The following is a 22,834-nucleotide window of genomic DNA, read 5'->3' as shown; positions in this document are numbered from 1 at the left end:
AAAGAATCCGCAGATCAACGGATCGATTGCAACTGCCTCCGCGCCATTTCAACCGGGTGATCGGCCAAGTTCGTCGCTTCGCCGAGGAGCTCACCCAACTGCAACGGATATACGGTCTCGCCCTTGGCGACCAGCTCGGCAATCATTGTCTCATCGCACCACCGGTGACCATGAATCGTGCGCCGCTCGAGGTCGTTGTGACCGGTTGTCGACGGTTCGAAACGGTCGGTCCGGTAGACGAAGAACTTCTCCTCGCTGCGGATGAGCACGCCGTTGAACTCGAAGACCGCGCCCCGGCGCCACACCGGCCCGATCAGATCGGCGGAGCTGACCCGCAGGCCGGTCTCTTCGGCGATCTCCCGCGCGGCGGCGTCGGCGAGCGCCTCCCCCGGCTCGACGGCGCCGCCGACCGTGAACCACCAGATCGGTGCGTCGGCGACGGCGGGATCGGATCCGCGAAACAGCAATACCGCCCCGTCGCGGTCGAGCAGGACGACGCGCGCTGACACTCGCTGGTCGGGCGCGGGCACCATCTCATCGGATGCCGTCGCACGCTCGGCGATCTCGAAATAGGTTGGTAGCGGCGCGGTTCCACCGAGCCGCAGCAGCCTGACCGCGGGGCGCTCACGCAGAGCGAGGGTATCGCGGACAGCGTCGTTGTGAAATCGACGAGCCAACAGGACCCGCGCCTCGGCGTCGGCCAGCTCGGCGACCAGCGCGTGCGGGAGCGACGACGGCTCGACCATCGCCAACGCCGCGGACAGCTCGTTCTCGGCCGCCTCACGCCGCTGCCGTGGGGCACGCTCGGCCGCGTCGGCCAGCGCTGCCAGTCGCTTGCCCGCCGGCGCGCCCCCGTAGGCGTCGACAGCCACCGCACGAGCCACCACGGCCCGCCGCGCCAGCGCGCCGTCCAGGGCCTGCCAGGAGAGGTCGGAGCGCACGTGCAACCGGTCCAGCCGGTTGGCGGTTTGAAAGGCCCAGGCGCCCACCAACAGCAGCACCACGAGAAGCAGCGCCAGCGCGATCACGAGGATCCAAGTGATCACCTAAAACCCCTGGCCTTTCCCCTGGTACTCGCGAGCCCGGTGCCCGCCGCAGCGCTCGCCGTTCCCGCCACCCGAACCTTCGCTCCCGCCCCGGCGACGGTCTCGTAGACACGCATGATCTGTCGCGCCACAACCGACCAGTCATAGCGGCGTACCACCTCGGCAGCCGTCTGGACGTAACGCGCCCGGACGTCGTCGTCCTCCAGTACCTCGATCAGTCCTGCCGCCAATTCGGCCGGGTCGTCGACCGGCACCAGCCGGCCCGCGGTCCCGTCCACCAACACGCGGCGGAACGCGTCGAGGTCGCTGGCCACCACGGCAGTACCCGCGGCCATCGCCTCGACGAGCACGATGCCGAAGCTCTCTCCCCCCGTGTTGGGCGCGCAGTACACGTCCGCACTGCGAAGCGCCGAGGCCTTCGCGGCGTCGTCGACCTGGCCCAGGAACCGCAGATGCTTCGCGAGTTTGCCTGCCGAGCGACGCAGCTCCTCCTCTTCGCCGCGGCCGACGATCAGGATCTCGATGTCGCCGAACCGCTCGACGAGGCGCGGCAAGGCCCGCAGCAGCACGGCCATGCCCTTACGGGGCTCGTCAAACCGCCCCAGGAACAGGACTGACTTGCCTGCGCGCGGGTAGCCGTCCATCGCCGGCGCCGACGCGAACGAATCGACGTCCAGCCCGTTCGGTATCTCGACGGCATCGCTGCCGAGCGACTCCATCTGCCAGCGTCGCGCCAGGTCCGACACCGCGATGCGGCCGACGATCTTCTCGTGCATCGGCCGCAGAAACGGCTCGAACACACTGAGCGTCAACGACTTCGTGGTCGAGGTGTGAAAGGTGGCGACGATAGGACCTTCGGCGATGTTCAGTGCCAGCATCGAAAGACTCGGCGCATTGGGCTCGTGCAGATGCAACACGTCGAATTCGCCCTGCGCGAGCCACTTCTTGACCATGCGGTGGGTCGCCGGGCCGAAACGCAGCCGCGCCACCGATCCGTTGTACGGGATCGGCACCGCCTTACCGCCCGACACCACGTAGTCGGGCAGCGAACCTTGTGCTCGAGACGACGTCGGTGCCAGCACGCTGACCACGTGGCCGCGGTCGTGCATCACCTCGGCTAGCTGCAACACATGCGACTGCACGCCGCCCGGCACGTCGAACGAGTAGGGGCAGACCATGCCGATGCGCATCAGATCGCCTCGAGTTTGGCGCGCCGCTCGTCGGAGAGGTCGGCCAGCCACTGCGGCTGCATCATGTGCCAGTCGGCCGGATGCGCGGCGATGTTGTGCTCGAACCGATTCGCCAACGCCTGGGTGACGGCGGTGACGTCGTTCGAGCTGGTGTCGAGCGGCTCCTGGAGGTCGATGACGCAGTCGTCGCCGTCGTAATAGACGTGCGCCGGAATCAGGTGGGCGCCGGTGGTGATCGCCAATTTGGCCGGTCCGGCGGGCAGGCGGGTGGCTTCGCCGAAGAAGTCGACCTCGACTCCGGACCGGGTGAGGTCGCGGTCGGACATCAGGCAGACGAGCTTGTTCTCGCGCAGCCGCTCGGCAAGCAACTCGAACGGTGGGCGCTCGCCGCCGGACGCCGGAAACACCTCGAAGCCAAGGCTTTCTCGGTACTCGATGAAGCGACGGTACAACGATTCGGGCTTCAGCCGCTCGGCGACCGTGGAGAAGGTGCCGTGTTTCTGGACGAGCCAGACGCCCGCCATGTCCCAGTTGCCGCTGTGCGGCAGCGCCAGGATCCCGCCGCGGCCCGCGTCCAACGCGGCTTGAGGCCGGTGCGTTCCGAGGCTCACTTCGTCGAGCCGGCGGGCGACCGCCGCCAGGTCCATCGTGGGCAGCCGGAATGCCTCGCGCCAGTACCGGGCATAGGAAGCAAGTGACGCGTGCATGAGCCCGTCGGGCACACGCTCGGGCGCTACACCGATCACGCGGGCGAGGTTTTTGCGTAGTTGTTCAGGTCCACCGCCACGTGCGGCGTAGTACGCGCCGGCACCGAAGGCGTTGCGCGCCAACACTTCCGGCATCGCACGAACGACCCGCCAGCCAGCAGCATATCCCCAGTCGGCGAACCTGCCGCTCAGCGAGTTGCCCAGCTCCCACAGGGGCGCCGTCATGACTCATCCCCGGGTCCACCGGTCGGCTGGTGTCCCGACGTCTCCGGTTCTTCACCGGTAGCGCTGTCGGGCTGCGGCAGCCGGTCCATCGCTCCAGGTGACGTGCGCACGCTGTGCACGCGCTGACCCAGGGTGACGAGGCTCAGCACCGCGAGCACCCACATCGCGACATGCAACAGCCAGGGAATGCCGAACAGGCCTGAGAGCCCGGCACCCAGCAGCACGATGATCAGGCGTTCTGGCCGCTCGATCATGCCGCCTTCGGCGGACAACCCGCTGGCCTCGGCGCGCGCCTTGATGTACGAGATCACCTGCGAGGTAACGAGACAGATCAACGTGGCCACGACGAGGGACGTGCTCTGCATACCGAACGCCACCCACCACAACAGGCCACAGAAGATCGCACCGTCGCCGATCCGGTCACAGGTGGCGTCGAGGACCGCGCCGAAACGCGTCCCGCCGCCCCGCTGACGCGCCATGGCACCGTCGAGCATGTCGGCGAGTACGAAGATCCAGACGGTGAAAGCGCCCCACCACAGCTGGCCGATCGGGAACAGGGTGAGTGCGCCCAACACCGTGCCCGCGGTGCCGAGGATGGTGATGCTGTCGGGGGTGAGCCCGGCGCGCAGCGCGACCTTGGCAAGCGGCCGAGAGAGCTTCTCGTATGCCGCACGCGTCATCAGGTACAGATTGCTCATTACTGCTTCGCCCACTCCGTCGCCAGCAGTTCACGCGTTTCGCTCAGCAGCTGAGGGACCACCTTCGCGCCGCCGATGATGGTGATGAAGTTCGCGTCGCCGATCCAACGCGGCACCACGTGCATGTGCAGATGCTCGGCCAGCGACCCGCCCGAGACCTTGCCGAGGTTCAGTCCGACGTTGAAGCCCATCGGGTTGGACACACTCTTGATGACACGGATCGCCTTCTGGGTGAACGCCATCAGTTCCGCGCTCTCCGCGTCGGTGAGGTCCTCGAGCTCGGATACCCGGCGGTACGGGACGACCATGAGATGTCCCGGGTTGTACGGGTACAGGTTCAGTACCACGTAGACAAGCTCGCCGCGCGCCACCATCAACCCGTCCTCGTCGGCCATCTTCGGGATGTCGGTGAACGGCGCCGACGGATCGGAACTGTTGCGCCGAAACGGGGACTCGGCGATGTAGCTCATCCTGTGCGGGGTCCACAGCCGTTGCAGGTGATCAGGCTCGCCGACGCCGTGGTCGACGATTCTGTGCTCGTCGTCCCGCTCTTCGTGCTGACGCTCGTCACGTGTCACGGCTGAGCGCCCACCTTGACCAGTTCGGCTGTCGGAGCGGCGTTTTCCCGGCTTTCGATCCACTTGGCGATGGCCGCCACCGCCTCGTCGCGTGGCACACCGTTGATCTGCGTACGGTCACCGAAGCGGAAGCTGACCGCGTTGGCTTCGATGTCACGGTCACCGGCCACGAGCATGAACGGCACCTTCTGATTGGTGTGGTTCACGATCTTCTTGGCCATCCGGTCGTCACTGGCGTCGACCTCGGCCCTGATACCGGCCATCTTCAGCTGATTCGCAAGGCCATTGAGGTACGGGATGTGATCGTCGGCGACGGGGATGCCGACCACCTGCACGGGGGCCAGCCACGCCGGGAAAGCGCCGGCGTAATGCTCGGTGAGGACACCGAAGAACCGCTCGATCGAGCCGAACAACGCACGGTGAATGAGCACCGGACGCTTGCGGGTGCCGTCTGCCGCGGTGTATTCCAGCTCGAAGCGGTCGGGCATGGTGAAGTCGAGCTGGATGGTCGACATCTGCCAGCTTCTGCCCAGCGCGTCCTTGACCTGGACGGAGATCTTGGGTCCGTAGAACGCGGCCCCACCGGGGTCGGGCACCAGGTGCAGACCGGAGGCCTCGGCGACCTCACGCAGCGTCTCGGTGGCCTCGTCCCAGTCCTCGTCGGAGCCGACGTACTTCTCCGGGTCCTTCGTCGAGAGCTCCAGATAGAAGTCATTCAGTCCGTAGTCGGCGAGCAGGTCGAGCACGAACCGAAGCAGCGACGCCAGCTCGTCACGCATCTGCTCACGGGTGGTGTAGATGTGCGCGTCGTCCTGAGTCATGCCACGCACCCGGGTCAGGCCGTGCACCACACCGGACTTCTCGTAGCGGTACACCGAGCCGAATTCGAAGAGCCGCAACGGAAGTTCCCGATACGACCGTCCGCGTGACCGGAAGATCAGGTGGTGCATAGGGCAGTTCATCGGCTTGAGGTAGTAGTCCTGCCCCGGCTTGCGCAGCGTGCCGTCCTCGTCGAACTCGGCGTCCATGTGCATTGGGGGATACATGCCGTCGGCGTACCACTCGAGGTGCCCCGAGGTGATGTAGAGCTGTTCCTTGGTGATATGCGGGGTGTTGACGAATTCGTAGCCTGCCTCGATGTGCTTGCGGCGTGAGTATTCCTCGAGCTCTCGGCGGATGATGCCGCCCTTGGGGTGGAAAACCGCCAGCCCCGAACCGATTTCGTCGGGGAAGCTGAACAGGTCCAACTCCACACCGAGCTTGCGGTGGTCGCGGCGCTGCGCCTCCTCGATGAACTCCAGGTGGCGGTCAAGGGCTTCCTGCGACTCCCACGCCGTTCCGTAGATGCGTTGCAGGCTGGCGTTGTTCTGGTTTCCCCGCCAGTAGGCCGCCGAGCTGCGGGTGAGCTTGAACGCCGGAATGTAACGCGTCGTCGGAATGTGCGGGCCGCGGCACAGATCACCCCACTCCCGTTCGCGGGTACGGGGATTGAGATTGTCGTACGCGGTCAGCTCGTCGCCTCCGACCTCCATCACGTCGGGGTCACCGGACTTGTCCTCGATGAGCTCGAGCTTGTACGGCTCGTTCGCAAGTTCCTGGCGCGCTTGCTCTTTGGACTCGTAGACCCGGCGTGAGAAGAGCTGCCCTTCCTTGACGATCTGGCGCATCCGCTTTTCCAGCGATTCGAGATCCTCGGGGGTGAATGCGCGTGGGACGTCGAAGTCGTAGTAGAAGCCGTCGGTGACGGGGGGACCGATGCCGAGCTTGGCCTCGGGGAAGATCTCCTGCACAGCCTGGGCCAGCACGTGGGCGGCGGAGTGGCGGATGACGCTGCGGCCGTCGTCGGTATCGGCGGCGACCGGGATGACGTCGACGTCGACGTCGGGAGCCCACGACAGGTCGCGCAACCGCCCGTCGGGGTCGCGCACCACGACCACGGCGGCTGGATCACCCCGACCCGGCAGGCCCGCGTCTCGCACAGCGGCACCCGCGGTGGTCCCGGCAGCGACCCGGATAGGGGCTGCTAGGGCGGGGCTGACGGCGGCGCTCATCGGGATGTCTCCAATTGGTCGGGGCTGTGGTCGAACGCGACCATGCTATCGGTGCTTGTCCTCAAGACCCCAGGCCAATAGGACTGTTCAGCCAGCGCCAATCGAAGCCGAAGAGTTCGGCGGTCCAGTCCGCCGCGCCCAGCAGCCACAGGGTGCCCGCGACCACCAGCGCCGTGAAGATGCCGCCGAGGACCTGAATGGACCAGTGTCGCGCCTGGAACCAGTCCATGACCTTGTCGTAGCGCTCCTTCGCGTAGGCCAGCAGCCGTCGTGCCCACTCGAATTCAGTGGCCAGAATGCCGAGTCCGACGAACAGAATCGCCCAACCCGGTCCCGGGTAAGGGATGGCGACGATGCCGACGGCGAAGACCGCCAGGCCGACGATTCCAACCCCGATGCGGTAGAAGAACTCGATTCTGGGACGTTCGCGGAGCCGATCGCGGTAACGCGCCCACCGACGGACGCGGCTGGGCTGTTCCTCTTCGTCCTGCTTCACGGCTGGCCCGGCTTCAGCTTCACGAAGAGCGCGTGCGATTCGGCGAGCACGTCGTCGCCGTCCAGCAGCCGGCCGGACACGAAGATCTTGCGATCGACGATGTCGTCGATTCGGGCGTCGACTCCGAACTCCTTCTCGACAAGCGCGATCTTGCGATAGTCGACATGCAGGAACGCGGTGCGCTGGGCTCGGCTGCCGCTGAGCGTGAACGCGGTGTATCCCAGCAGCCCGTCGAAGAGCTGCGCGACCGCGCCACCGTGTGCGGCGCCGTTGCGGCCGAGGTGGAAGCGACGGAACCTCGCCGTGCCCTCGATCCGCCCGTCATCTGTCTTGTGCAGGTCCAGGGGGATCGCGAGCAGGTTGCCGCGGTTGGGCAGGTCCATGCGTCGCCCCGATGGCGAGGCCCACTCGTCGGCGTAATAGGGCGCCAGCAGTTGGGTGACCTTCTCGACGAGGGCGGCGGCCTCGGTGATCACGTCGTCGGGCGCGTCGGCGGCGCGGGCGTGGTCCTGCAGGGTGCGGACGGCGTCGACGAACCGGCCGTAGTCGGGTCCACCCTTGGTGGTCGGGACCGGCGGATTGAATCCGCCGCCGGGGTGTTCACCCGAGGAATGATCGGTCGTCACACAGACCACCGTATTGCCTGGCTCACGCCCAGGCCGGATTGCCTGGGTCAGGCGGAAGCAGACCCGGCTTCGCTGAGCGTCTCGAACTCCTCGTCGGACAGTTCGATACCGGCGGCCGCAACGTTCTCCTCGAGATGGGCGACCTTTGACGTGCCGGGGATGGGCAACATCACTGGCGACCGCTTGAGCAGCCAGGCCAGTGCGAGTTGCGACGCCGTCGCATCGTGATCGGCCGCGATGCGTTGCAGCGGACCGTCGGCCGCGGCCAGCGGCCCGGCAGCCAGCGGGAACCACGGAATGAAGCCGATGTTCTGGGACGCGCACGCGTCGAGGACGGGTTCGGCGGATCGGACCGTGAGGTTGTACATGTTCTGTACCGACGCGATCGTCGCGACCTTCTGGGCGGCTGCGAGCTGGTCGACGTTCACCTCGGACAGCCCGATGTGGCGGATCTTGCCCTCCTGCTGCAGCTTCACCAATTCGCCCACCTGATCCTCGGCGGGGAACTTGTCGTCGATGCGGTGCAGCTGAAAGAGGTCGATGGTGTCTACGCCGAGGCGACGCAGGCTCATCTCGCATTCCTGGCGCAGGTACGCCGGGAAGCCGAGAACAGGCCATTCGTCGGGTCCGGTGCGCAGCAGACCGGCCTTGGTCGCGACGACGAGCCCGTCCGGGTACGGGTGCAGCGCTTCCTTGATCAGCTCCTCGGACACGTACGGACCGTAGGAGTCGGCGGTATCGATGAAGTTCACGCCGAGCTCGACAAGGCGGCGCAGCACGCGGATGCATTCGTCGCGATCGTCGGGCGGACCCCATACGCCCTTGCCCGTCAGACGCATCGCGCCGAATCCCAGACGATTGACGGTGAGGTCACCGCCGACGTTGAAGGTGGTCATGTTTGGCACCGTACGCCGCGATTGTTAATCCCCGGCTGGCGCGTGCGCCCACCCCGAGCGATAGCGTCTGGCCGCAATGAAACTGAGCGATCTTCCCGCCCTGCCGTTGACCTATTCAGAAGTCGGTGCCACCGCAGGACCACTGCCCGCGGGATACCACCACGTGCAGAAGACGGCGGTGATCGGCCGCGGCCGCCAGCGGTTCGACGACGCCGCAGCTCGCGGGATGAGGTGGGGGATGTTGCGCGGCGCCGGCGTCAAGGTCCAGGCGACGACGGACGTCGCCGCTGTGGGCTCGGAGGTGATCGTGGGCCTGGGGCCGGTGCAGGCGCCGTGCCGGGTCGTCTACGTCGTAGACGAACCCGATCGCCGGGGTTTCGCATACGGCACGTTGCCCGGCCACCCTGAGTCCGGCGAGGAGCTGTTCCTCGTCCGCTACGACGCCGCCACCGAGACGGTGTTCGCCGTGGTCACGGCCTTCTCCCGACACGCCACGTGGTGGAGCCGGCTGGCATCGCCTGTCACGTCGCTGGTGCAGGCAGCCGTCACGACGCGCTATTTGCATGCCCTGTGACACCCGGCCTGGCGATCGCTGTCACCCGGCGCGTCCACCACGCGTAATCTGGTAAAACCCATCAAGTGTGCGGACGGTGAACGTTGAACAATCCAACCCAGGTAGAAGCGACCCACCTGCGTATTGCTGAGCTCGTCCAGAGCCTGCACGGCCGCCCGGATGCGGACTCCGACACGGTGGTCGCCGAGCTGGCCGAGCACGCCGCCGTGGAGATTCCTGGCGCGCAGTATGCGGGCATCACCGTCACGCGCAATGGCAAGCACATCGACACCCCGGCGGCGACACACATCTATCCGATGTTGTTGGACAAGATCCAGCAGCGGCATCAAGAGGGCCCGTGCCTCACGGCGGCGTGGGAGGAAAAGACCGTCCACGTCGCCAACCTCGAGACCGACGATCGTTTTCCGCTCTACCGGCAGGACGCGCTCGCCGAGACACCGATCAAGTCGATCATGGCGTTCCAGTTGTTCATCGCCGGCGAGACGATGGGGGCCCTCAACGTCTACAGCGAGGAGCCGAACGTCTTCGACAGCGAATCGCGCAACATCGGAATGGTCTTCGCCGCGCACTCATCGGTCGCCTGGAACTCGGCGCGCCGCGACGAACAGTTCAAGAGGGCGTTGTCCAGCCGCGACGTCATCGGTCAGGCCAAGGGCATGATCATGGAGCGTTACGCCGTCGACGCGGTGCAGGCGTTCGAACTGCTGCGCAAGTTGTCTCAGGATTCCAATGTGCCGCTGATCAGGGTCGCCACCGAACTCGTAGCCGACAAAACCGCCGCCGAGTAACGTCGCAGTACCGTCTCGGTGTCGTCGCGGGAAGGTCTCAGTCGATCGGATCGGCAGCGGCCGATCGAAACCCGTTGTGCGACTTTGCCCATCAATTCCCCTCGTAGTTTGCTCGGTCTGCTCGCCGTTGCGCAAGCGTGACGAACCGGTGACCGAATTGCGAAGGCGGGCCTGAGCTTCGAATTGCCTTGACAGCCCTACGATCACTAATTGACAAGGTTGTAATTTCAACAGGAATCGGAAGCCATGCGTGGGGTTGTTCGGTGTTTTCTTGCCGCAGTCGTGACGACTGCGAGCGTGGTTGCGGGGCCGACCGCGTCGAGCTCGGCGGCCAGCCAGTCGTATCGACCCGCCATCGCGTCGGTGCAGCCCGCAACAGACGCGGTCGTGGGTATCGCCCACCCCGTCGTGGTGACGTTCAAGACGCCGGTTGCCGACCGGCGCGCAACCGAGCGCACCCTCAACATCGAGTCGACGCCTGCCATGACCGGTACGTACGAATGGCTGGAAAGCACTGTGGTGCAGTGGGTTCCGGATGGGTTTTGGCCGGCGCACAGCACCGTGTCGCTGACGATGCGCGGCGGTCTGGCCACCACGACTTTCAGGACCGGGCCCGCCGTCATCGGCGTTGCCAACATTTCGGACCATACCTTCACCGTCACGGTCGACGGCGTAGACGCACCTCAACTTCCGTCGCCCCATCACCGGCCCCGCTGGGGAGAACCGGGCGTGTTCCCCGCCTCGATGGGTAGGGAGAAGTATCCGACGCCTGTCGGCACCTTCGCCGTTCTGGGCAAGGAACGCGACGTGATGATGGATTCGAGCAGCGTCGGCATCCCCGTCGACTCCCCCGACGGCTATCTGCTCGACGTGGAATATGCCGTGCGCTTCACCCAGCGCGGCCTCTTCGTCCATTCAGCCCCGTGGGCTGTCAATTCAATGGGTTACGAGAATGTCAGCCACGGCTGTATCGGACTGAGTACCGAGGACGCCGAGTGGTACTTCAACACTGTCAACGTCGGTGATCCGATCATCGTGCGAGAGAACAGCATCGAAGTCCCCCGGACAATAACCGGCTGACGAGTCTTCGCGTTCGGATTGTTGTAGGCGCACCAACGCCGGGATAACTCCTCGACCATGAGGGCTTATCGGCGCGTGACGCTCTATGCCGTGTCACGCTGGACCCTGAGATGGATTCCGAAGCGTCACATGACAATCGAAGATATAGCAGACCACGCTTCCGGTGACCGACGGCGCTGACCGCCCGAGGATGTGCACAGACCCGCTGGCTAGCAGTGGATTCATGCACAGCAGGCGGTGCACCACGCATTCTGATGAGCATGCAAAACAACGACCCGCCCCCACGCGGGGGGCGGGTCGTCGCTGAATTGCAGAGTCAGTGCCCGGTGGGGCCAGGCGCGATTGGCTGACCGGCCACCGGCGCTCCGGCCGGCGCCGGACCGGTCGACTCACCTTTACCGCCGGCCGCACCGCCCATGGTGGTCAGCGGCGCGAGTGGAGCACCCGCCGCTATCGGCGCTCCGATCGGAGCGATCGGCACCGGTGGAGCCAACGGCGGAACCACCGGTGGTACCAGCGGGGGGACGACCGGCGGAACCAGCGGCGGGGGAACTATCGGCGGCGCCAGTGGAGGCCCGGGGAGGGCCATCGGTACGCCTGCCATCTCGGTGACTGGAGCGCACGCGGGTGCTGCGCCAGCTACGGGAGCTGCGGGAACCGGACCGGCCTCACCTGCCGACGTCTGCAGGCATTCGTAGCCGCCAGCTGCCGCAACGCCGGGGCTCAACGCAATAGCGACGCCACACAACCCCCCGACAGCAATTACTTTGAGGTCGAATCGATCAAAGATCGCCATCGCCCATCGACTCCTTCATTCGCACTCTGACATTCCGCATTCACGTGGAGCAGCACAACCCGTGCCGTACCAGGGCCGTCGTTGGACGACCTCGTCAATTATCTGTACGAAGGACGCCGGCGGGACACGCCGCACCGTGCCGTATCCAAATGGTGACGTAGTACTTCCAAACGGTGATGTTCGGCGACGCTTGGCACCGGAATTACTGCGCCCGTTGAGGTTTGGCCACTGATACCGAGATGCTGTGGTGATCGTTCTGTGCCCGAAGCGTGTCCTGCCGCCAGCAAGCAATAGGTAGGCGTTTCAAAGCCGCACGCGCGGGCATGCCTGTGGGATCGAGCGAGAAAGGAGCCGGACCATGACAGTTGAATCCAAACCCGCTGCGGACGCGTCGACCGGCGAGTTGTTGAGCCAGTTGTCGGCGCAGACTTCGCGGTTGATCCGCGACGAGTTGCGGTTGGCGCAGAAGGAATTCCAAGAGTCAGCAAAGCACGCCGGTATCGGTGCCGGGCTTTTCAGCCTCGCAGGTGTGCTGGCCCTCCTGGGCTTTATGACCCTGATCGGCGCGGCGGTGGCCGCGCTGGCGTTGGTTTTGCCGGTGTGGGCCGCAGCGGTCATCGTCGCAGCACTGCTGTTCGTCGTCGCAGGCGTCGCGGCTCTGGTCGGTAAACGCGAGGCGGGCGAGGTCACCCCGGCAGCGCCGAAGACGGTCGAAACCGTGAAAGCCGACATCGAGGAAGTGAAGGAAGCACGCCATGGCAGCACCTGACCCCAATCGTCCCGAGCCAGGTCCCGACGCGGGTATCGAAGACATCGAGGCTGATGTCGAGCAGACGCGCAAGGAACTCGGCGAAACCGTGGAGGCCCTGGCCGACAAGCTCAACGTCAAAGCGCGCGCCAAAGAGAAGGCGACGGAGACCAAGGAACAGGTCGTCGAGAGGGCCGACGCCGTGCGGCACACCGTCACCGACAATCCGAACCGAACGGTGCCGATCGCCGCGGTCGCGGTGATCGGCGTGCTGGCGGTGGGATTCGTGGTCTGGCGGCGACGCCGCTAGCTGCGCGTGTCGCTTGTTACTCGCGATCTCGGACGCCAGGCGCCGGCACCTCGGCCTGCCACCGTGCGCGGCGGCCTTCGTCATCCTGCTCCCACCATGGCGGAGAGCCGCGCTCACCCAATGCAACCTTCGCGGCCTGCACACCCGCCCGGGCCGCCAATTCCTCGGTGGTTCCCTTGGTTCGGCGCACCTCGCGGCGCCACGCCATCAGAATCTGCACCAGCTCGGCCCGCCGCCCGTCCGGTATCAGCGGGTCGGTTGCTCGCCACCGGCGCCCGTTGATGACGATGTAGCGCCCGTCGTCGGTGATCGTCGGTTCGCCCACCTGGCGATCGTATGGTTTCGGGCCGGGTAGCAGTTCGTCACGGCGGCTGCGAAGCGCAGCGAAGTGGTGGTGGTCCCGACTGGGATCGAACCAGTGACCTTCCGCGTGTGAGGCGGACGCTCTCCCCCTGAGCTACGAGACCGGGGAGCTCGACCGAAGGTCGAACGAGGTCGAAGATTAGCACGGTCGCGGCTTTCGGCCCGAATTCGTTTTTCGCAATGGGTGTCCCCGCATTTCACCGTTCGTCGCCCCCTCCCGCGTCGCCGGGCTATCGTCGCGCCGTGGCTCGACCTGGCAGACGTCCGACCTCCGCAGTTGCCAGTGTGGTCGCCCTGCTCGTCCTTTCCGGATGCGCCAACTCCCCCAGCCCTGGGCCCACAAGATCCTCTTCGGTGGCGACGAAGGCGTCCGTGCCGCGGTCCGCGCCGCCGACGTCGACGGCCAAGCCCGAGCCGGTGGACCGAGAGGTGTTCGCGTTCACCGGCTTCATTTCTCCGACGGGCAACGTCGCCTGCATGATCGACGTAAATCTGGCCCGCTGCGACATCATCGACCGGGACTGGTCGCCGCCGCGCCCCGCGGATTGCGAGTTCGACTACGGACAAGGGATCGAGATCATCGCCGGCCAACCGTCCTCCTTCGTATGCGCCGGTGACACCGCGTTCGGCCCCGACGAGGTGCTGCCGTCCGGCGAGGCGATCACCGCGGGCCCGTTGCGGTGCGAAAGCGCGAACTCCGGCATCACGTGTCGCGACGAAGACACCGGACACGGCTTCACCCTTGCGTTCAAGGCCTACCAGCTGTTTTAACGCATTGGCGTTCGGAGACAAGATCGTTGCGGGTTCGATCGTGTGCTCGAGCGCCCCGTCGGACATCACCTGCTGGATTTTCAGTGCCGCGGAGAGTTCTCGCTCTCCCGCGACACCTACCATCTGGGTTGACACAAACGGTTTCGAAGCAAGGGATTTGTGGTGTCTTGCTCGGGTCGACTATTGTCGTCCTTCGCGACGGGCGGCACGCCGTTCGTGGCGTGCGGATGTAGCGCAGTTGGTAGCGCATCACCTTGCCAAGGTGAGGGTCGCGGGTTCGAATCCCGTCATCCGCTCGAAGGGTGCAGTGGCATCAACCCCCGCGGTGGAGTGGCCGAGTGGTGAGGCAACGGCCTGCAAAGCCGTGCACACGGGTTCGATTCCCGTCTCCACCTCCGACGAGGTTTCCCGGCGCGATTAGCTCAGCGGGAGAGCGCTTCCCTGACACGGAAGAGGTCACTGGTTCAATCCCAGTATCGCGCACCAGTTCGATAGCAGGTCAGAAGCGGTTTTCTGACTTCCAATCGGCGGCCGTGCAATAAACGTGCAATAGCTCCGGTGTCGGTACCGACCCGAGAGGATGCACCGCATGACCACCACAGCCCTATCGCCTGCGATCTCACCGCCCCCCGGCACCGACTTCGCCTGCCCATGGGAAGGCACCCCACCTCATCGGACGGTGTTCGGAGTCGACCGCACAATCACCGACAGCGATGCCCGCGTGTACGCCGCGGCAATTCAGCTCGCGGACGGCACCGTCGACGACGGGACCATCGAGCCGCCGTGTCTGTACGTCTGCGACGGCGAACGGGACGGAATACATCTCAACAGCGACCAGGCGCGCGAGCTGGCCGCCGCGCTTCTGCAGACCGCCAAAGAGGTAGACGGGTGGGCCAACCGATGACCGCGGTCGACTGGCCCGCCGGTGCCACGGAGGTGTCGGATTGGGCCGACGTCGGCAAGACCGACGAGTTCCGAAGCTTCGACGGCCCGATATGGACAATCCCTGAAGTCCAATACACCAACGATGCACCCGCGCGCGTCTTCGTCTCCGGAACGCAACTTCGTGACGGGACCGTCGAGGAACGCTGCATCCGCCTCGAAGGCGTGGCATGGGAAGACATGCTGACCAGCAGCGTGGCCCGCGATATCGCGACGAAACTGCTCGCAGCCGCAACTGAGCTGGACCGATTGAGCAGAACCGGATAGTCCCGCGCAACGCCTACAAAACGTTCGGCCCGCCATCCAACTTTGAGTGGCGGGCCGAACCTATTTCTTGGCTGCCTTTGCGCCCGTACTCTTACGCGCCTTCGCCGCCGCAGGTACGCGCCTCGCGAGTCGGGGGGTCTGAACGTTCTCGGCTGCCACACTTCTTCGTGTGGTCGTCAATCCGCCGGTTAAACCCGCGAGACGGACCGGGCCTTGCTTGCCGGTGGTCGGGCCAACGGTGACCATCAGCCCCACCGCCGGCAGCATGTTGACCAGTGCATCGAGACTGAACTTGTCAATCTTGCCGTTCATAAGGTCAGAGACACGTGGTTGTTGCACGCCCAGCCTCCGCGCGGCCTCCGCTTGCTTCCACCCGTTCTCCTGAATTCTCTGCTCTATCGCAATCATCAAGAGACTGCGCGCAGTGAGGTTGGTCGCCTCACCCGCGTCGTCCGCGATGTCGTAGAACACGCTGTTAGCCATTCCTCGCCTCCTTATAACGCTCTCTTGCTTTCTCGATGTCTGACTGCGGAGTCTTCTGCGCCTTCTTGGTGAAAACATGCAGGACGTGGATCACATCACCGAATTTGGCGACGTACATGACCCGCGCAATTCCGTCCGCATCCCTCACCCTTATCTCGTAGGCGCCGACGCCGACATCGCTCATCGGCTTGAAATCGTTGGGCCACAGACCAAGCTGCACCCGATAGATTTGATGACCAAGCTCGTACCGGATTGCGTCACGCTGCGCTCGCAGATCGGCGAGGGTGGTGCCAAGCCACTTAATTGGCTTCAGCGGCAACTCATCCACGCAATAGTTATATCAGGACCAATATAATCATTGTGGCAGTTTTGTGCTCGTTCGTCCACAGCCCTAGTACCGCGCGGCACCCCCGATAGCTGACGCGCCGCCATAGCGCCCCCCGGCGAGGCCGCGCAGTCTGCCGACGACACAGGCCGCCAGCACGGCGCGCTTGGTCTTCAGTCGTCGTACACGGGCACAACACGGTCATCGCGGTAGACACGAACCCTTCTCACGTCGCGGGCACGCAAAGGATGGTCACGCGGCAACGGGAAGAAATTGCCGCCGACGTACCAGCGCGGCAATTCAAACGGCTCCCCACGCTCAACCGCCTCCGCCCTATAGACGGCTTCCTCAATCTCGGCTTCGGCCTTCAACGCATCGAGCCGCGCAATCTCCTCGGCGTCCTGGCAGCCGAGCCACAACCGAGGGTCGGGCCGTTTGTCGCTCTGCCGACATGGCACTCGGTTCTCGTAGAGGCCAGGGATAACCCACCCGGCCGGCTGATTGACCCTAGGCACTGCCGCGGTCCCAACGTGCCCGCACAGCCCGCCGCGCCGCGACAGTTCGCTGCGACTCCGGCCCGGGAACGTCCGTCTTCACCTGTCGCAGCAGCCGAGCGACCGACTGCTCCAACAACCGCATCTCACCCGACAACTTCACCTTCACCTTCGGGTCCGACGACTCCTCATAAGCGGCGAAAATCTCCACTTTTCGGTCGATCTGGTCGCAAATCAGCCCGATAACGGCCTGTTCCTGAGCACTCCAAACCAGCGTGTGACCGCGTTCGTGGGCCACCGATTCGAGTTCTTTGTCGAGGTCACGGCGTATTTTCCTTGCTTCCGGCGACTTCGCCATCATCTCCTCCTATCAAAAGTGTGCGTTTCTACGTACGGAACTCCCTTTGCGCAGCACCTACCGGCTTCCGTGAGGGCACCCGCACGCCTTCCCCACCCGGGTCGGGAAGGCGTGGCACCAGGCACAGTGGCGCGCGGTGTCATCCGCGTGCCGCTCTTGCCTGTGCTTGGGTGCGGTCGCGGTGGCAGTTGGCGCAAACCGATTGGCAGTTCGATGGTCGATCGTCGCCGCCCATGAAGACCGGGATGACGTGGTCGACTTCGCTTGCGGTCACGGTGCAGTTGGGTCCGCGTACGACGCACATGTGGTTGTCGCGTTGGAGTACTTCGGCTCGGCGGCGGCGCCACGTCCGTGTGCTGGTGCGTGTCGAGCTGGCGGTGCGCGGCGACTTGTTCCAGCCGATGCTGTCGCGGCTGTGGTCGTCGCAGTATCTGCTGGGTGGGTAGGCCAGTGCGAGGCAGTCAGGGTGTCCGCAGTGGCGTGGGGCTCTGGGCATTAGAGGCTCACCTGTTTCTGTGTCCATTCGTGTCGGGTTCCGGTGCGCCACGCTGTGCGTGGTTGTGTGCGTGGCTCACCGTCGGGGTGGGCGATGAGCGTTGGTTGGTCGCGGTGGTCGACGAGGCTGGGCCAGCAGAACCCGATGCGGTGTCCGTGTGCGTTGGCCCAGTCTCTGATGGCGTAGTCGATCGGGCGGCTGCTGTGTTGGGTGGTGTCGAGCATCGAGGGAACGAGGTCGGTGCGGATGGCGAGTCCGACGCCGTGGAGGAGTACGTCCGTGATGAGCCAGTGGGCGCCGGTCTGGTCGGCGTTGGTGACGGCTTGGCGGATGCGGGTCTGCCAGTGCGGTGGTCGTCCTCGTCCTAGGTAGAGGGAGACGACGGGTGTGGGCGAGGCAGTGAGGGCTTGGTGGAGTTGGTTGCGGAATCCGGCGACGGGTTGGGCGTCGTCTTCGAGTGCGACGCAGAACTGTGCGCCCGGTGTGTGGTTGTCGACCAGCCATTGCCAGACTTTCCGGTGGTTGGCGGGGACGCCGAGGGTGCCGTCGTCGACTGACATGTATTCGGCGTCAATGGTTTCGGCGAGCTGCGAAGCGTGGTGTGCCCGGGTGTGGTGTGCGATGACGCCGACAGCGGTGTCCATGTGTGCCTGTCGTTTGTTGGTCCGGGTGTTCGTGGCCGCCAAAGGAGTAAGACGGCCACGAACACGGGCTCAGAGGGTGTGAACCCGCTGAGCCTCCACCTATTAGGTGCCGGGTTCCGGTGCGATCTTGACGACGGCCCGCTCATGCGGGAAGCCGAAGTCGACGCGCATGGTGGCGCGGATGCCGAGGCGATCGCTTTCGAAGTAGCGTGACGCGTCGACAGCCAGCTCGACGTCCTGGCGCAGCACGATAAACACGCGGGACATGTCGACGGCCCACACGGTGTTGGCCGGCACCACCGTGTCTGGCACCGAGTAGAGCGGAACGCCGAGGATCTGGCGGCGTGTGGGCCGCGTCGGATCCGGCTGCAGCAGTGGCTCATTGCTGCCCGATGTCAGCTTCTTCAGCTTCGACAACGCGAGCACGGTGGTGGCGTTGGCGACGAACGCAGTGACGTTGGCGCCGACGTTCTCCGCTTTCGACAGCGCCTCGGAGAACGGATCCACGTTGGTGATGGTGTCCGCATCAACGAATTGGATGTCATTCAGCGACGAGATACCAGCTGGACCGTTGGCGACGGTGTCGCCGAAGAAGGCCGAATCCACTTTCTTCGCGAGGTCGCGAGCGATGGACTGCCCTACAACGGTCTGCGCGGCCGGGGAGGAATCATTCGCGAGTTCGTTGGAGATGATGGACAGTGCGGCAAGCTTTTTCGGAACGAGGTTGATCTCACTCACACCGACATCTGAGGGGGTGATGTCGCTGCCCTCTGCAGTCCACTGTGCCGTGGTATCCGACGTGATGACGGGAATGCGGAAATCGTGCGAGTCGGTTTGGACGACCGTCGCGATCTGAAACGCAACGCTCGCCTGCTGGACAGGTTGAACGATGAGGGCGCCGACTTCCTCGGGACGGAGGATGCCTGCACCACCTGATGTGTACAAAGCCATAATGATTTAGCTCCTGGTGGAGGTGGTCAATTCTTGACCACGTTGGATTGGATTCCCTACAGCCACGGGCTGTTCGGGTTGCCCACCAGGGGCGGCGTGCGGGCGGATGCGGGCACCTGGCCTCGGCATCCGCCGCACACCCCATTCTACCGCTGGTTCACGCGTTGTGGGCGAGCCTCTTTCGTGGACTGCTTCAGAAGGTCCGTCCACGTCACTTGAGGATCTTCGGCGGTGATCTTCCCGTTCGCGGTCACCGTTGATGCGGGTGGCGCCGCGGGGGCGTTTCTCCGCCAGTGCCTATGCGACTCGAGGAGCGTGCGCGCCAGGTCGGTCACTTTGTCGGCGTCGATGTCTCCGTCGTCGTCGAGCACGTCTTCGAGTTGTGCGCCGTCTCGCCAAAGGTCGGCACCATCTGCCAGATGGTCGGCGGCGAGGCGTTCAACTTCTCTGCGCTGCAAGGTGGTCAACCTGTCGGTGAGTCGGTCGCGTTCAGCTTCGGTGTCGCGAAGTCTGCGCCGATATTTCGCCGCCTCCTTGTCTTCGGGCGCCCGCTCCTCCTCGGGCTCAGGTGGAACATTTGTTACACCTGCGTCGGCTTCAGGTGTGGCATTTGCCCCAGGTGCGTCGGCTTCAGGTGTGGTGTTTTCAGTCATCGTTGTTCTCCTTCGGTTGTTGGAAACAGTCGGCCACGTCGTGCCGTAGGACCGCGAGTACGTCGGCGCGGTCAACCTCGAGGTGGAGGGCTAGCTGCGAGGCGAGCATGTGAGCCGCTGTGACAGCCGTCGCGAGCATCGTTTGTGTGTCGTCAAGGTTGTCGGGCATCAGCGCATCAGCCACCGCGTTGTCGTCAGGCTTCTCAATGAGGGATACGGTGGCGAGTGCTAATCCCATGCGGTCAGTCGTCATTCGAGTCTCTTTCGGTTCCGCGGCGGTGCGGCGGCGCGTAGAGATGGTGCGACGGCTCCACCACGCGCGTGACCACTGTGCCGTCGGAATACATGTGCGGAGTCGCGGTCCACGGTTCGAGGATGTCGTTGAATTCGCGGCGCGCTTCGGATAGCTCGGGGCCGAACTGTTGCAGTCGCCCCCAGACCCAGCGCAGGTCGTCGAGCATCATCTGTTCGGCGGCGCTGAGTTCGCGGTGCCCGTCGAGTGGCACCGTCAGGTCGATGTCGTCCATTTTGTTTACTGCTCCTTCATTGTTGGTGTGAGCGCATCGAGGATTCGGTGCGCCAAGACAAGGGCCTTGCTTGTGGGTAGGTCGAAAGCGCCGCCGATGCGGCACATGTCGCCGTGGATCTCCACCGTGGGTGCGGGCCGGCATTGAAAGCACAGGCCCGAGGCCGACCGTGTGGTTTCGGTATGGCATCGCACGCATGGCCGCTGGTTCTGCTTGCTTGTCATGCCGCCTCCCGCTTTTTGTGTTGGTAGCGAACCGTTCCGGCGATGACACCGATAGGCCGCTGCGACGGCTTCAGCGAATCCACCCACGCGCGGCATTGATCGAGCACGGGGCATTCGTTCAGGCAGATGCTGACCGCGAGCTGGTGTCGGTCGTGCGGGTCTTCTGACTGCTGTCCGGGCTCGCGTTCACGCTCCGGGTCGAACAAGTCCCATCGGCCCCAGCAGGCCGCGCCGGCAAGATCAGGGATCCCGAAAAGCGCGTTGACCAGACCGTTCCACTCGCTCATATCTGTGCTTTCGCCGTAGCGACCGCAATGCAGCGGCCACACACCCTGCGTTCGCGGGCCGCGTGCATGTGGTCGGGAATCTCGCGCCCACAGCTAGAACATTCGACCGGCGGACCTTTTGAATCGGTTACAGCGGTTACACCGTGCGACTTGGGTACATCGAGCAGCGGCAGGGTGTCCCTTTCAACCCGGTGGGGTTGGTTGACCCGGTTATCCAGGTTGTCACCGACATAATTGAGTTCGCGGGTATCTCCTGATGCATCTGCTACATCTGCTCCCGTGGCCGAATCTGTAGTGGGTGTAGCGGATGTAGCGGATATGTCCGGTCCCATCGGGCTAGGTAGGTAGCGCTTCCAGGCATCCTCGAACTGCGCTTGGGTGTAGCCGCGAACCCCACGCTCACCGACGTGCTGCTTGGAACCGATGCCGTACTTGTTCAGTCGCTGTGACAAACCGCGGCTGTCGAGGGATTCACCTCTGCGGATTGTCGACCAGGGCGACTCGTCCATGCGGTTCAGGTCCGAGAGAAGCTGCTCGGTTGTGAGCCCTTCTTGACCGGCCGCGGTGAACGCCGTCCTGATGTCGCGCAACAGAAGCAAACCCAGACTGGGAGTCCGCTGCCGAGAAGCCGCTACAAGCGCTACAGCCGCTACTCGGGCGCGCTGCGGCCAGTCCCCGCCCGCTAGGTTGGCGACTGCCAGTAGGGCCTCCCACACGTCGGCGTCACGGTCGGCCACCTCGGTGGGCATGTCCGGCCAGAAGTCGCCTGTAAGCCGCTCGGTTGCAGCAGCCGCCCAACCGGCCAGCCAGTTGCGCAGCTTCTCGGCTTCGCCGCCGTTGACACGCAGCCGCCATGGCTCAATGTGTTCGTCGGGTGAGCGGCGACGCATCCGAACGATCACCGATCGAGTCATGATGGTGTCGGGCAGATCATCGAGACCAGCGAGGGCTACCGCGCAATACGCTGGCAGTTCCTCGGTTTCGACGACCTTGCCCCGCATCACGCATCGGCCCGCGGTCGCGCCTTTTCGGTGGCCGGCGTTCAGCATTCCGCGGATGTCCTCGTTGTCCTTCGCCCTGGGCCCGAACACCGTGTCGATCTCGTCGTAGAGGATCGTCGGCCTGCCTGCCTCGTCGGACACCTTGCGGAACAGGTATGCGGGCGTGGTGTTGACCGCGTGCACAGGCCGGGGCACTAACGGTTCAGTGACCTCGAGTGCGCGCGATTTTCCGCTGCCGGGTTCTGGTGACAGGAACGCGATGCGCGGGGTCGACTCCCACGCATCCATGAACCAGCAGTGGACGATCCACAGCACGTGTGCGACTAGCGCGTGTGCGCTCGGATAGGCGACGAACCGAGCCAGAAACGTTTCGACCGCGTCGAGTACTTCGACTCCCCGATCTGGGTCTTCCTCGGCGTACCACTCGGCGAGCTCGTCGGAACGATCAGTGCTCATCGGTTGGCCCCCCGCTTCATCCACGGACGGGCAGCGAAGTAGTCGGCGCCCCGCCTCACATCACGGGCAACCTTCAACCAATCACCAGCCGAGGAAACATCATGTGAGGCTTCGCAACTGACGATTTGGCCGTGTTCCAAGCGAAGTGCCCAGTGCTGGGCCGCATCGAGTACGCTCGCCCACTTGACGCGGTCCCGATCATCGAGTCCGCACCATGCAGGCGAACCGAGCATGGGCCAATCGCCGACCAATTTCAGCTTCGGCAGAACGAATGCGTGGACATCTGCCCAACTCACTTGCTGTGACGCGAGTTCGTAAGTCACTCGGCCACCACCCTGGCGTGACATTTCGGCCCGCGGTGCCGACGGATCGAACCCAGCGTCGTCAACGGGTGCCCACAGTCGACACACTTCGTCGACAAGCGGAATCCACGCGCAGCAGCCCGCATAAGCAGTTCGATGTCTTCGCGGTCCTCGACTGTCAGCGGTTCGTGGCGCTGAAGGCCTAGGAGGCGGGTAAAATCAGTGTCACTGGTATTTGGAAGGGGCCGGGTTCCTGTGGCGGGGCCCGGTCTTTTCGTTGGATTCATCCGGCCGCACCGCCGCGGATTGGCTGCTTGAGTGCCTCAAGATCCGTACGCGTGATCCGGATCAGGCGTGAGCCTCTAAGCCGGTGCGCCGGCAGGCTGCCGTCAGCGATGCGTTCGCGAATGAATTTCTTGGATACGTTGAGTTCGACCGCTGCTGCGGCGATGTCGAGAGAATTGGTTTGGTGTTCGGGCAT

35 protein-coding genes, 4 tRNA genes and 1 pseudogene are annotated in these 22,834 nt (G+C 64.7%); 12 read left to right on the top strand and 28 right to left on the bottom strand.

The window, feature by feature from the left end:
• Positions 1–14 precede the first annotated feature (14 nt).
• The 9 genes from G6N42_RS05140 to G6N42_RS05100 all read right to left on the bottom strand — a co-directional run bounded on the left by G6N42_RS05140 (position 15) and on the right by G6N42_RS05100 (position 8,513).
• The gene (locus tag G6N42_RS05140) at positions 15–1,046 is read right to left on the bottom strand and encodes an NUDIX hydrolase (RefSeq protein WP_163726962.1); all 1,032 of its coding nucleotides are present in this window, start codon (positions 1,044–1,046) and stop codon (positions 15–17) included.
• Positions 1,043–2,236: a glycosyltransferase family 4 protein gene (locus G6N42_RS05135; protein WP_163726959.1), complete on the bottom strand. Its 1,194-nt coding sequence runs from the start codon at positions 2,234–2,236 to the stop codon at positions 1,043–1,045. Before G6N42_RS05135 ends, G6N42_RS05140 begins: the two co-directional genes overlap by 4 nt.
• The gene (locus G6N42_RS05130) at positions 2,236–3,168 is read right to left on the bottom strand and encodes a phosphatidylinositol mannoside acyltransferase (RefSeq protein ID WP_163726956.1); all 933 of its coding nucleotides are present in this window, start codon (positions 3,166–3,168) and stop codon (positions 2,236–2,238) included. The genes G6N42_RS05135 and G6N42_RS05130 overlap by 1 nt, the downstream gene beginning before the upstream one ends.
• The gene (gene pgsA, locus G6N42_RS05125; protein ID WP_163726954.1) at positions 3,165–3,866 is read right to left on the bottom strand and encodes a phosphatidylinositol phosphate synthase; all 702 of its coding nucleotides are present in this window, start codon (positions 3,864–3,866) and stop codon (positions 3,165–3,167) included. Before pgsA ends, G6N42_RS05130 begins: the two co-directional genes overlap by 4 nt.
• Positions 3,866–4,444: an ATP adenylyltransferase gene (locus G6N42_RS05120; RefSeq protein ID WP_163726951.1), complete on the bottom strand. Its 579-nt coding sequence runs from the start codon at positions 4,442–4,444 to the stop codon at positions 3,866–3,868. The genes pgsA and G6N42_RS05120 overlap by 1 nt, the downstream gene beginning before the upstream one ends.
• Entirely contained in the window at positions 4,441–6,495 is a 2,055-nt protein-coding gene (gene thrS, locus G6N42_RS05115) for a threonine--tRNA ligase (protein ID WP_163726948.1), read from the bottom strand. The genes G6N42_RS05120 and thrS overlap by 4 nt, the downstream gene beginning before the upstream one ends.
• 61 nt (positions 6,496–6,556) lie before the next feature.
• A complete protein-coding gene (locus G6N42_RS05110) occupies positions 6,557–6,991 on the bottom strand; it encodes a TIGR02611 family protein (protein ID WP_163726945.1) in 435 nt (144 codons plus the stop codon).
• Positions 6,988–7,617, bottom strand: coding sequence for a PaaI family thioesterase (locus G6N42_RS05105; protein WP_163726942.1), 630 nt, complete (start codon positions 7,615–7,617; stop codon positions 6,988–6,990). Before G6N42_RS05105 ends, G6N42_RS05110 begins: the two co-directional genes overlap by 4 nt.
• A 47-nt stretch (positions 7,618–7,664) precedes the next feature.
• Complete coding sequence (locus G6N42_RS05100; protein ID WP_163726938.1) at positions 7,665–8,513, bottom strand: aldo/keto reductase; 849 nt, start codon at positions 8,511–8,513, stop codon at positions 7,665–7,667.
• A gap of 76 nt (positions 8,514–8,589) precedes the next feature.
• On the opposite strand from G6N42_RS05100, the gene G6N42_RS05095 reads away from it, so the two are divergent.
• The 3 genes from G6N42_RS05095 to G6N42_RS05085 all read left to right on the top strand — a co-directional run bounded on the left by G6N42_RS05095 (position 8,590) and on the right by G6N42_RS05085 (position 10,955).
• Positions 8,590–9,087 carry a DUF1990 domain-containing protein gene (locus tag G6N42_RS05095; RefSeq protein ID WP_163726934.1) on the top strand — a complete coding sequence of 166 codons (498 nt, stop codon included), beginning with the start codon at positions 8,590–8,592 and terminating at the stop codon, positions 9,085–9,087.
• 83 nt (positions 9,088–9,170) lie between these two features.
• A complete protein-coding gene (locus G6N42_RS05090; RefSeq protein WP_163726933.1) occupies positions 9,171–9,875 on the top strand; it encodes a GAF and ANTAR domain-containing protein in 705 nt (234 codons plus the stop codon).
• Between the two features lie 246 nt (positions 9,876–10,121).
• A complete protein-coding gene (locus G6N42_RS05085; protein WP_163726930.1) occupies positions 10,122–10,955 on the top strand; it encodes a L,D-transpeptidase in 834 nt (277 codons plus the stop codon).
• A 316-nt stretch (positions 10,956–11,271) separates the two neighbouring features.
• On the opposite strand, the gene G6N42_RS05080 is transcribed toward G6N42_RS05085, so the two are convergent.
• Entirely contained in the window at positions 11,272–11,751 is a 480-nt protein-coding gene (locus tag G6N42_RS05080; RefSeq protein WP_163726928.1) for a hypothetical protein, read from the bottom strand.
• A 358-nt stretch (positions 11,752–12,109) separates the two neighbouring features.
• On the opposite strand from G6N42_RS05080, the gene G6N42_RS05075 reads away from it, so the two are divergent.
• On the top strand, positions 12,110–12,520 hold the full coding sequence (locus G6N42_RS05075) for a phage holin family protein (RefSeq protein ID WP_163726925.1): 411 nt from the start codon (positions 12,110–12,112) through the stop codon (positions 12,518–12,520).
• Positions 12,507–12,809 (top strand): DUF3618 domain-containing protein, encoded by a 303-nt coding sequence (locus G6N42_RS05070; RefSeq protein ID WP_163726923.1) that lies wholly within the window; start codon positions 12,507–12,509, stop codon positions 12,807–12,809. The genes G6N42_RS05075 and G6N42_RS05070 overlap by 14 nt, the downstream gene beginning before the upstream one ends.
• Positions 12,810–12,825: 16 nt before the next feature.
• On the opposite strand, the gene G6N42_RS05065 is transcribed toward G6N42_RS05070, so the two are convergent.
• Together G6N42_RS05065 and G6N42_RS05060 are read right to left on the bottom strand one after the other, a co-directional pair.
• Positions 12,826–13,134 carry a hypothetical protein gene (locus G6N42_RS05065; protein WP_163726920.1) on the bottom strand — a complete coding sequence of 103 codons (309 nt, stop codon included), beginning with the start codon at positions 13,132–13,134 and terminating at the stop codon, positions 12,826–12,828.
• 67 nt (positions 13,135–13,201) lie between these two features.
• Positions 13,202–13,276 (bottom strand) — tRNA-Val (locus G6N42_RS05060).
• Between the two features lie 250 nt (positions 13,277–13,526).
• Between G6N42_RS05060 and G6N42_RS05055 the strand changes: the two genes are divergently transcribed.
• From G6N42_RS05055 to G6N42_RS05030, 6 genes are all read left to right on the top strand, one after another.
• Entirely contained in the window at positions 13,527–13,943 is a 417-nt protein-coding gene (locus G6N42_RS05055) for a DUF6636 domain-containing protein (protein WP_232076080.1), read from the top strand.
• A 223-nt stretch (positions 13,944–14,166) separates the two neighbouring features.
• Positions 14,167–14,239: transfer RNA gene (locus G6N42_RS05050), tRNA-Gly, on the top strand.
• A 28-nt stretch (positions 14,240–14,267) separates the two neighbouring features.
• A tRNA-Cys gene (locus G6N42_RS05045) sits at positions 14,268–14,338 on the top strand.
• 16 nt (positions 14,339–14,354) lie between these two features.
• A tRNA-Val gene (locus G6N42_RS05040) sits at positions 14,355–14,429 on the top strand.
• A 103-nt stretch (positions 14,430–14,532) separates the two neighbouring features.
• Entirely contained in the window at positions 14,533–14,847 is a 315-nt protein-coding gene (locus tag G6N42_RS05035; protein ID WP_163726917.1) for a hypothetical protein, read from the top strand.
• Entirely contained in the window at positions 14,844–15,152 is a 309-nt protein-coding gene (locus G6N42_RS05030; RefSeq protein WP_232076079.1) for a hypothetical protein, read from the top strand. The genes G6N42_RS05035 and G6N42_RS05030 overlap by 4 nt, the downstream gene beginning before the upstream one ends.
• Before the next feature lie 60 nt (positions 15,153–15,212).
• Here G6N42_RS05030 and G6N42_RS31685 read toward each other — a convergent pair whose 3' ends face one another.
• From G6N42_RS31685 to G6N42_RS31555, 5 genes are all read right to left on the bottom strand, one after another.
• Positions 15,213–15,635 (bottom strand): helix-turn-helix domain-containing protein, encoded by a 423-nt coding sequence (locus G6N42_RS31685; RefSeq protein ID WP_434059563.1) that lies wholly within the window; start codon positions 15,633–15,635, stop codon positions 15,213–15,215.
• Entirely contained in the window at positions 15,628–15,963 is a 336-nt protein-coding gene (locus tag G6N42_RS05020; RefSeq protein WP_232076078.1) for a type II toxin-antitoxin system RelE/ParE family toxin, read from the bottom strand. The genes G6N42_RS31685 and G6N42_RS05020 overlap by 8 nt, the downstream gene beginning before the upstream one ends.
• 170 nt (positions 15,964–16,133) lie before the next feature.
• On the bottom strand, positions 16,134–16,418 hold the full coding sequence (locus G6N42_RS05015; RefSeq protein ID WP_163726906.1) for a hypothetical protein: 285 nt from the start codon (positions 16,416–16,418) through the stop codon (positions 16,134–16,136).
• A gap of 49 nt (positions 16,419–16,467) precedes the next feature.
• Entirely contained in the window at positions 16,468–16,812 is a 345-nt protein-coding gene (locus G6N42_RS05010) for a hypothetical protein (protein WP_232076077.1), read from the bottom strand.
• A 139-nt stretch (positions 16,813–16,951) separates the two neighbouring features.
• Positions 16,952–17,047 (bottom strand): HNH endonuclease, encoded by a 96-nt coding sequence (locus G6N42_RS31555; RefSeq protein WP_163726903.1) that lies wholly within the window; start codon positions 17,045–17,047, stop codon positions 16,952–16,954.
• Positions 17,048–17,057: 10 nt separating this feature from the next.
• Between G6N42_RS31555 and G6N42_RS05000 the strand changes: the two genes are divergently transcribed.
• On the top strand, positions 17,058–17,258 hold the full coding sequence (locus G6N42_RS05000; protein ID WP_163726899.1) for a hypothetical protein: 201 nt from the start codon (positions 17,058–17,060) through the stop codon (positions 17,256–17,258).
• Here the strand turns inward: G6N42_RS05000 and G6N42_RS31770 are convergent.
• From G6N42_RS31770 to G6N42_RS04955, 11 genes and pseudogenes are all read right to left on the bottom strand, one after another.
• Positions 17,258–17,308 (bottom strand): annotated as a pseudogene (locus G6N42_RS31770) (hypothetical protein); the annotation flags it as partial. The gene G6N42_RS05000 and the pseudogene G6N42_RS31770 overlap by 1 nt on opposite strands.
• Complete coding sequence (locus tag G6N42_RS04995) at positions 17,308–17,952, bottom strand: hypothetical protein (RefSeq protein WP_163726896.1); 645 nt, start codon at positions 17,950–17,952, stop codon at positions 17,308–17,310. The gene G6N42_RS04995 and the pseudogene G6N42_RS31770, both read right to left, overlap by 1 nt.
• 102 nt (positions 17,953–18,054) lie before the next feature.
• Complete coding sequence (locus tag G6N42_RS04990) at positions 18,055–18,903, bottom strand: phage major capsid protein (protein ID WP_163726893.1); 849 nt, start codon at positions 18,901–18,903, stop codon at positions 18,055–18,057.
• A gap of 146 nt (positions 18,904–19,049) precedes the next feature.
• A complete protein-coding gene (locus G6N42_RS04985; RefSeq protein WP_163726890.1) occupies positions 19,050–19,556 on the bottom strand; it encodes a hypothetical protein in 507 nt (168 codons plus the stop codon).
• On the bottom strand, positions 19,549–19,809 hold the full coding sequence (locus G6N42_RS04980) for a hypothetical protein (protein WP_163726887.1): 261 nt from the start codon (positions 19,807–19,809) through the stop codon (positions 19,549–19,551). Before G6N42_RS04980 ends, G6N42_RS04985 begins: the two co-directional genes overlap by 8 nt.
• Positions 19,799–20,083, bottom strand: a complete 285-nt coding sequence (locus G6N42_RS04975; protein ID WP_163726883.1) for a hypothetical protein — start codon at positions 20,081–20,083, stop codon at positions 19,799–19,801. Before G6N42_RS04975 ends, G6N42_RS04980 begins: the two co-directional genes overlap by 11 nt.
• A 220-nt stretch (positions 20,084–20,303) precedes the next feature.
• The gene (locus G6N42_RS04970) at positions 20,304–20,594 is read right to left on the bottom strand and encodes a WhiB family transcriptional regulator (protein ID WP_163726880.1); all 291 of its coding nucleotides are present in this window, start codon (positions 20,592–20,594) and stop codon (positions 20,304–20,306) included.
• Positions 20,591–22,051 (bottom strand): DUF3631 domain-containing protein, encoded by a 1,461-nt coding sequence (locus G6N42_RS04965; RefSeq protein ID WP_232076076.1) that lies wholly within the window; start codon positions 22,049–22,051, stop codon positions 20,591–20,593. Before G6N42_RS04965 ends, G6N42_RS04970 begins: the two co-directional genes overlap by 4 nt.
• On the bottom strand, positions 22,048–22,398 hold the full coding sequence (locus G6N42_RS04960; protein ID WP_163726877.1) for a DUF2742 domain-containing protein: 351 nt from the start codon (positions 22,396–22,398) through the stop codon (positions 22,048–22,050). Before G6N42_RS04960 ends, G6N42_RS04965 begins: the two co-directional genes overlap by 4 nt.
• Positions 22,371–22,499, bottom strand: a complete 129-nt coding sequence (locus G6N42_RS31550; RefSeq protein ID WP_350310117.1) for a DUF6011 domain-containing protein — start codon at positions 22,497–22,499, stop codon at positions 22,371–22,373. The genes G6N42_RS04960 and G6N42_RS31550 overlap by 28 nt, the downstream gene beginning before the upstream one ends.
• Before the next feature lie 137 nt (positions 22,500–22,636).
• Positions 22,637–22,834, bottom strand: a complete 198-nt coding sequence (locus G6N42_RS04955; RefSeq protein ID WP_163726873.1) for a helix-turn-helix domain-containing protein — start codon at positions 22,832–22,834, stop codon at positions 22,637–22,639.

The sequence above is a fragment of the Mycobacterium gallinarum genome (assembly GCF_010726765.1).
GTDB classification, from domain to species: Bacteria; Actinomycetota; Actinomycetes; order Mycobacteriales; family Mycobacteriaceae; genus Mycobacterium; species Mycobacterium gallinarum.
The sequence above is the reverse complement of the archived record's forward strand: the minus strand, read 5'-3'. Positions and strand labels throughout refer to the sequence as shown.